General features: G+C 55.6%; 2 protein-coding genes and 1 pseudogene. All 3 read left to right on the forward strand.

Going from position 1 to position 6714, the window contains the following annotated elements; translation table 11 throughout:
- Positions 1-148 precede the first annotated feature (148 nt).
- The gene (gene gltB / locus ACUU1I_RS02600; protein ID WP_005115918.1) at positions 149-4609 is read left to right on the forward strand and encodes a glutamate synthase large subunit; all 4461 of its coding nucleotides are present in this window, start codon (positions 149-151) and stop codon (positions 4607-4609) included.
- 12 nt (positions 4610-4621) lie between these two features.
- Complete coding sequence (gltD, locus tag ACUU1I_RS02605; protein ID WP_000081672.1) at positions 4622-6040, forward strand: glutamate synthase subunit GltD; 1419 nt, start codon at positions 4622-4624, stop codon at positions 6038-6040.
- A 183-nt stretch (positions 6041-6223) separates the two neighbouring features.
- Positions 6224-6628: pseudogene (locus ACUU1I_RS02610) on the forward strand (DUF1016 N-terminal domain-containing protein); the annotation flags it as partial.
- Positions 6629-6714 lie beyond the last annotated feature (86 nt).

Raw genomic sequence — 6714 nt, forward strand, 5'->3', positions numbered from 1 at the left:
CACCGTATTAACCGATGCGAAAAGGACAACAAGGGGGCGAATGCGAGGCGCGCGTATGACACGCAAACCCCGTCGCCACGCTCTTTCTGTGCCCGTGCGCAGCGGTTCGGAAGTGGGGTTCCCGCAGAGCCTGGGGGAGGTTCACGATATGTTGTACGATAAATCCCTTGAGAGGGATAACTGTGGTTTCGGCCTGATCGCCCACATAGAAGGCGAACCTAGCCACAAGGTAGTGCGTACTGCAATACACGCACTGGCCCGCATGCAGCACCGTGGCGCGATTCTCGCCGATGGTAAAACCGGCGACGGTTGCGGCTTGCTGTTACAAAAACCGGATCGCTTTTTTCGCATCGTTGCGCAGGAGCGCGGCTGGCGTTTAGCAAAAAACTACGCTGTCGGGATGCTCTTCCTGAATAAAGATCCTGAACTCGCCGCTGCCGCACGCCGCATCGTTGAAGAAGAACTGCAACGCGAAACCTTGTCGATTGTGGGCTGGCGTGATGTCCCCACTAACGAAGGCGTGCTGGGTGAAATCGCCCTCTCCTCTCTGCCACGCATTGAGCAAATTTTTGTGAACGCCCCGGCAGGCTGGCGTCCACGCGATATGGAGCGCCGTCTGTTTATCGCCCGCCGCCGCATTGAAAAGCGTCTCGAAGCCGACAAAGACTTCTACGTCTGTAGCCTGTCGAATCTGGTGAACATCTATAAAGGTCTGTGTATGCCGGCGGATCTGCCGCGCTTTTATCTGGATCTTGCGGACCTGCGTCTGGAATCGGCCATTTGCCTGTTCCACCAGCGCTTCTCCACTAACACCGTACCGCGCTGGCCGCTGGCGCAACCGTTCCGCTATCTGGCGCATAACGGTGAAATCAACACCATCACCGGTAACCGCCAATGGGCGCGTGCGCGTACCTATAAATTCCAGACGCCGCTGATCCCTGACCTGCACGACGCCGCGCCATTCGTCAACGAAACCGGTTCTGACTCCAGTTCCATGGATAACATGCTGGAACTGCTGCTGGCAGGCGGGATGGATATCATCCGCGCCATGCGCCTGTTAGTGCCACCCGCCTGGCAGAACAACCCGGATATGGACCCGGAACTGCGTGCCTTCTTTGACTTTAACTCCATGCATATGGAGCCGTGGGATGGTCCGGCGGGCATCGTGATGTCCGATGGTCGCTTCGCTGCCTGTAACCTCGACCGTAACGGTCTGCGTCCGGCACGCTACGTCATTACCAAAGACAAGCTCATCACCTGCGCCTCTGAAGTCGGTATCTGGGATTACCAGCCTGACGAAGTGGTCGAAAAAGGCCGCGTCGGGCCAGGCGAACTGATGGTGATCGACACTCGCAGTGGGCGTATTCTGCACTCGGCAGAAACCGATGACGATCTGAAAAGCCGCCACCCTTATAAAGAGTGGATGGAGAAAAACGTCCGCCGACTGGTACCGTTTGAAGATCTGCCCGATGAAGAAGTGGGTAGCCGCGAACTGGACGACGACACGCTTGCCAGCTACCAGAAACAGTTTAACTACAGCGCGGAAGAGCTGGACTCCGTAATTCGCGTACTGGGCGAAAACGGTCAGGAAGCGGTCGGTTCGATGGGCGATGATACCCCATTCGCCGTGCTCTCCAGTCAGCCGCGCATTATTTACGACTACTTCCGCCAGCAGTTTGCCCAGGTGACTAACCCGCCAATCGACCCGCTGCGTGAAGCGCATGTTATGTCGCTCGCCACCAGTATCGGTCGTGAAATGAACGTCTTTTGCGAAGCAGAGGGCCAGGCGCACCGTTTAAGCTTTAAATCGCCGATTCTGCTCTACTCCGATTTCAAACAGCTCACGACGATGAAAGAGGAGCACTACCGCGCAGATACGCTGGATATCACCTTTGACGTCACTAAAACCACGCTCGAAGCGACAGTCAAAGAGCTATGCGACAAAGCCGAAAAAATGGTACGTAGCGGCACCGTGTTGCTGGTGCTCTCCGACCGGAATATCGCTAAAGATCGCCTGCCGGTTCCGGCTCCGATGGCGGTTGGCGCGATCCAGACCCGTCTGGTCGATCAAAGCCTGCGTTGCGATGCCAACATCATCGTCGAAACCGCCAGCGCCCGCGATCCGCACCACTTCGCCGTGTTGCTGGGTTTCGGCGCGACGGCTATTTATCCGTACCTTGCCTATGAAACGCTGGGCCGCCTGGTAGACACCCACGCGATTGCCAAAGATTATCGTACCGTGATGCTCAACTACCGTAACGGCATCAACAAAGGCTTGTACAAAATCATGTCCAAAATGGGCATCTCCACCATCGCCTCTTACCGCTGCTCGAAACTGTTTGAAGCGGTCGGTCTACACGATGATGTAGTGGGCCTGTGCTTCCAGGGCGCGGTCAGCCGCATTGGTGGGGCAAGCTTTGAAGACTTCCAGCAGGATCTGCTGAATCTGTCGAAACGTGCCTGGCTGGCGCGCAAGCCGATTAGCCAGGGCGGCCTGCTGAAATACGTCCACGGCGGCGAATACCACGCCTACAACCCGGACGTGGTGCGCACGCTGCAACAGGCGGTACAAAGCGGCGAGTACAGCGACTATCAGGAATACGCGAAGCTGGTTAATGAGCGTCCGACAACCACGCTGCGCGATCTGCTGGCAATTACGCCGGGTGAAAACGCGGTCAACATTGCTGATGTTGAACCGGCAAGCGAACTGTTTAAACGCTTTGATACCGCCGCGATGTCTATCGGCGCGTTAAGCCCGGAAGCCCACGAGGCGCTGGCGGAAGCGATGAATAGCATCGGCGGTAACTCGAACTCCGGTGAAGGCGGCGAAGACCCGGCGCGCTATGGCACTAACAAAGTGTCGCGCATCAAGCAGGTAGCTTCTGGTCGCTTCGGCGTTACTCCGGCGTATCTGGTCAATGCCGACGTCATTCAGATTAAAGTCGCCCAGGGCGCGAAGCCGGGCGAAGGCGGTCAGTTGCCGGGCGACAAAGTCACTCCTTACATCGCCAAACTGCGCTATTCGGTGCCCGGAGTGACGCTGATCTCCCCGCCGCCGCACCACGATATCTACTCTATCGAAGACTTAGCGCAGCTTATTTTCGACCTCAAGCAGGTTAACCCGAAAGCGATGATCTCCGTTAAGCTGGTGTCCGAACCAGGCGTTGGCACCATCGCGACTGGCGTGGCGAAAGCTTATGCGGACTTGATCACCATCGCGGGCTATGACGGCGGCACCGGCGCAAGCCCGCTGTCGTCAGTGAAATATGCAGGCTGCCCGTGGGAACTCGGTCTGGTGGAAACCCAACAGGCGCTGGTTGCCAACGGCTTGCGTCATAAAATTCGTTTGCAGGTTGATGGCGGCCTGAAAACGGGTGTCGATATCATCAAAGCGGCGATTCTCGGCGCAGAAAGCTTCGGCTTCGGCACTGGCCCAATGGTGGCGCTCGGCTGTAAATATCTGCGTATTTGCCACCTGAACAACTGCGCCACGGGTGTAGCAACTCAGGATGACAAACTGCGTAAGAATCACTATCACGGCCTGCCGTTCAAGGTGACTAATTACTTTGAGTTTATCGCCCGTGAAACCCGCGAGCTGATGGCACAGCTGGGAGTAACGCGTCTGGTGGATCTGATTGGTCGCACCGACCTGCTGAAAGAGCTGGACGGTTTCACCGCCAAACAGCAGAAACTGGCGCTGTCGAAGCTGCTGGAGACTGCCGAGCCACATGCAGGTAAGTCACTCTACTGCACTGAAAACAACCCGCCGTTTGATAACGGCCTACTAAACGCGCAGTTGCTGCAACAGGCGAAACCGTTTGTCGATGAACGCCAGAGCAAAACCTTCTGGTTCGATATCCGCAACACCGACCGTTCTGTCGGCGCGTCGCTTTCAGGCTATATCGCCCAGACGCACGGCGATCAGGGGCTGGCAGCCGATCCTATCAAAGCGTACTTCAACGGCACCGCAGGCCAGAGTTTCGGTGTGTGGAACGCGGGCGGCGTGGAACTATACCTGACCGGGGATGCCAACGACTATGTCGGTAAAGGCATGGCGGGCGGCTTAATCGCCATTCATCCTCCGGTTGGTTCCGCCTTCCGCAGCCATGAAGCAAGCATTATCGGCAACACCTGCCTGTATGGCGCGACCGGTGGTCGTCTGTATGCCGCAGGCCGCGCGGGTGAACGTTTCGGCGTGCGGAACTCCGGTGCTATCACCGTGGTAGAAGGCATTGGCGACAACGGCTGTGAATATATGACGGGCGGTATTGTCTGTATTCTGGGTAAAACCGGCGTTAACTTCGGCGCGGGCATGACCGGCGGCTTCGCTTACGTTCTCGATGAAAGCGGTGATTTCCGCAAACGCGTTAACCCGGAACTGGTCGAAGTCTTAAGCGTCGACGATCTGGCGATCCATGAAGAGCATCTGCGCGGTCTTATCACCGAGCATGTTCAGCATACCGGTTCTCAGCGCGGTGAAGAGATTCTGGCGAACTGGTCAACCTTCGCCACGAAATTCGCGCTGGTTAAACCGAAGTCCAGTGATGTAAAAGCACTGCTGGGTCACCGTAGTCGTAGCGCAGCAGAGTTGCGCGTGCAGGCGCAGTAAGGGGTAGCAACAATGAGTCAGAATGTTTATCAATTTATCGACCTGCAGCGCGTTGATCCGCCAAAGAAACCGCTGAAGATCCGTAAAATTGAGTTTGTTGAAATTTACGAGCCGTTTTCCGAAGGCCAGGCCAAAGCGCAGGCTGACCGCTGTCTGTCGTGCGGCAACCCATACTGCGAGTGGAAATGCCCGGTACACAACTACATCCCAAACTGGCTGAAGCTCGCCAACGAGGGGCGTATTTTTGAAGCGGCAGAACTGTCGCATCAGACCAACACACTGCCGGAAGTATGCGGACGTGTCTGCCCGCAAGACCGTCTGTGCGAAGGTTCCTGCACCCTGAACGATGAGTTCGGTGCGGTGACCATCGGCAACATTGAGCGTTATATCAATGATAAAGCGTTCGAAATGGGCTGGCGTCCGGATATGTCCGGCGTGAAGCAAACCGGTAAAAAAGTGGCGATTATCGGTGCAGGCCCGGCAGGTCTGGCGTGTGCGGATGTCCTGACGCGTAACGGCGTAAAAGCCGTTGTCTTCGACCGTCATCCAGAAATTGGCGGGCTGCTGACCTTCGGTATTCCGGCCTTCAAGCTGGAAAAAGAGGTAATGACGCGTCGCCGTGAAATCTTCACCGGCATGGGTATTGAATTCAAACTCAATACCGAAGTGGGCCGCGACGTACAGCTGGACGATCTGCTGAGTGATTACGATGCCGTGTTCCTTGGCGTTGGGACTTATCAGTCAATGCGCGGCGGGCTGGAAAACGAAGACGCCGATGGCGTGTACGCAGCGCTGCCGTTCCTTATCGCCAACACCAAACAGTTAATGGGCTTTGGTGAAACCCGCGACGAACCGTTCGTCAGCATGGAAGGCAAACGCGTGGTAGTACTTGGCGGTGGCGACACTGCGATGGACTGCGTGCGCACGTCTGTACGCCAGGGGGCAAAGCACGTTACCTGTGCCTATCGTCGTGATGAAGAGAACATGCCGGGTTCCCGCCGCGAAGTGAAAAACGCGCGGGAAGAAGGCGTAGAGTTCAAATTCAACGTCCAGCCACTGGGGATTGAAGTGAACGGTAACGGCAAAGTCAGCGGCGTAAAAATGGTACGTACCGAAATGGGCGAACCGGATGCCAAAGGCCGTCGCCGCGCGGAGATCGTTGCAGGTTCCGAACATATCGTTCCGGCAGATGCGGTGATCATGGCGTTTGGTTTCCGTCCACACAACATGGAATGGCTGGCAAAACACAGCGTCGAGCTGGATTCACAAGGCCGCATCATCGCTCCGGAAGGCAACGACAACGCTTTCCAGACCAGCAACCCGAAAATCTTTGCTGGCGGCGATATCGTCCGTGGTTCCGATCTGGTCGTTACCGCCATCGCCGAAGGTCGCAAAGCGGCAGACGGCATTATGAACTGGCTGGAAGTTTAAGCTCTGTCCCAGCGCCGCCTCCTCAGAAAAGAGTCGGCGCTGAAATTCTCCTTTCTTTCTGGAAATCGCCTCGCATAATCTGAAGAAAACCAATGTAATACGCTCATCTGGATTGTTACCGGTAGATGCCCGGCGTATAGCTGATTCCATTATTCAACGCAGCGCCATATAAAGGGACAGATAATGGAATCGCTCTCAGAGAGAACCTCAACAGGCTACCAGCAAATCCACGACGGCATTATTCATCTGGTCGATAGCGCCCGAACGGAAACGGTACGTAGCGTTAACGCGCTGATGACCGCGACGTACTGGGAAATTGGCCGACGGATTGTCGAATTTGAACAAGGTGGTGAGGCCAGAGCAGCTTATGGTGCACAGTTGATTGATCGGCTATCGAAGGATTTAAGTCGACGGTATAAACGTGGGGTCTCTGCAAAAAACTTACGCCAAATGAGGCTTTTTTACCTCTTTTTTCAACATGTTGAAATTCGCCAGACAGTGTCTGGCGAATTAACACCATTGGGAATTCCGCAGACACCATCTGCAGAATTCCCATCGGCAAAGATTTGGCAGACGCTGTCTGCCAAATTGAGAGGCTGTTTGATATTTCCACAGCTTTTGTATTGCATCTCCTATTTTCGGTTTGTATATTCATGCAAATAAACGAAGGAAAT

The organism is Shigella sp. SIG3, from assembly GCF_053555855.1.

Excerpts from the sequence above, each read along its gene's own strand:
- gltD (WP_000081672.1), top strand. The coding sequence starts at position 4,622 with ATGAGTCAGAATGTTTATCAATTTATCGACCTGCAGCGCGTTGATCCG.
- gltB (WP_005115918.1), top strand. The coding sequence starts at position 149 with ATGTTGTACGATAAATCCCTTGAGAGGGATAACTGTGGTTTCGGCCTG.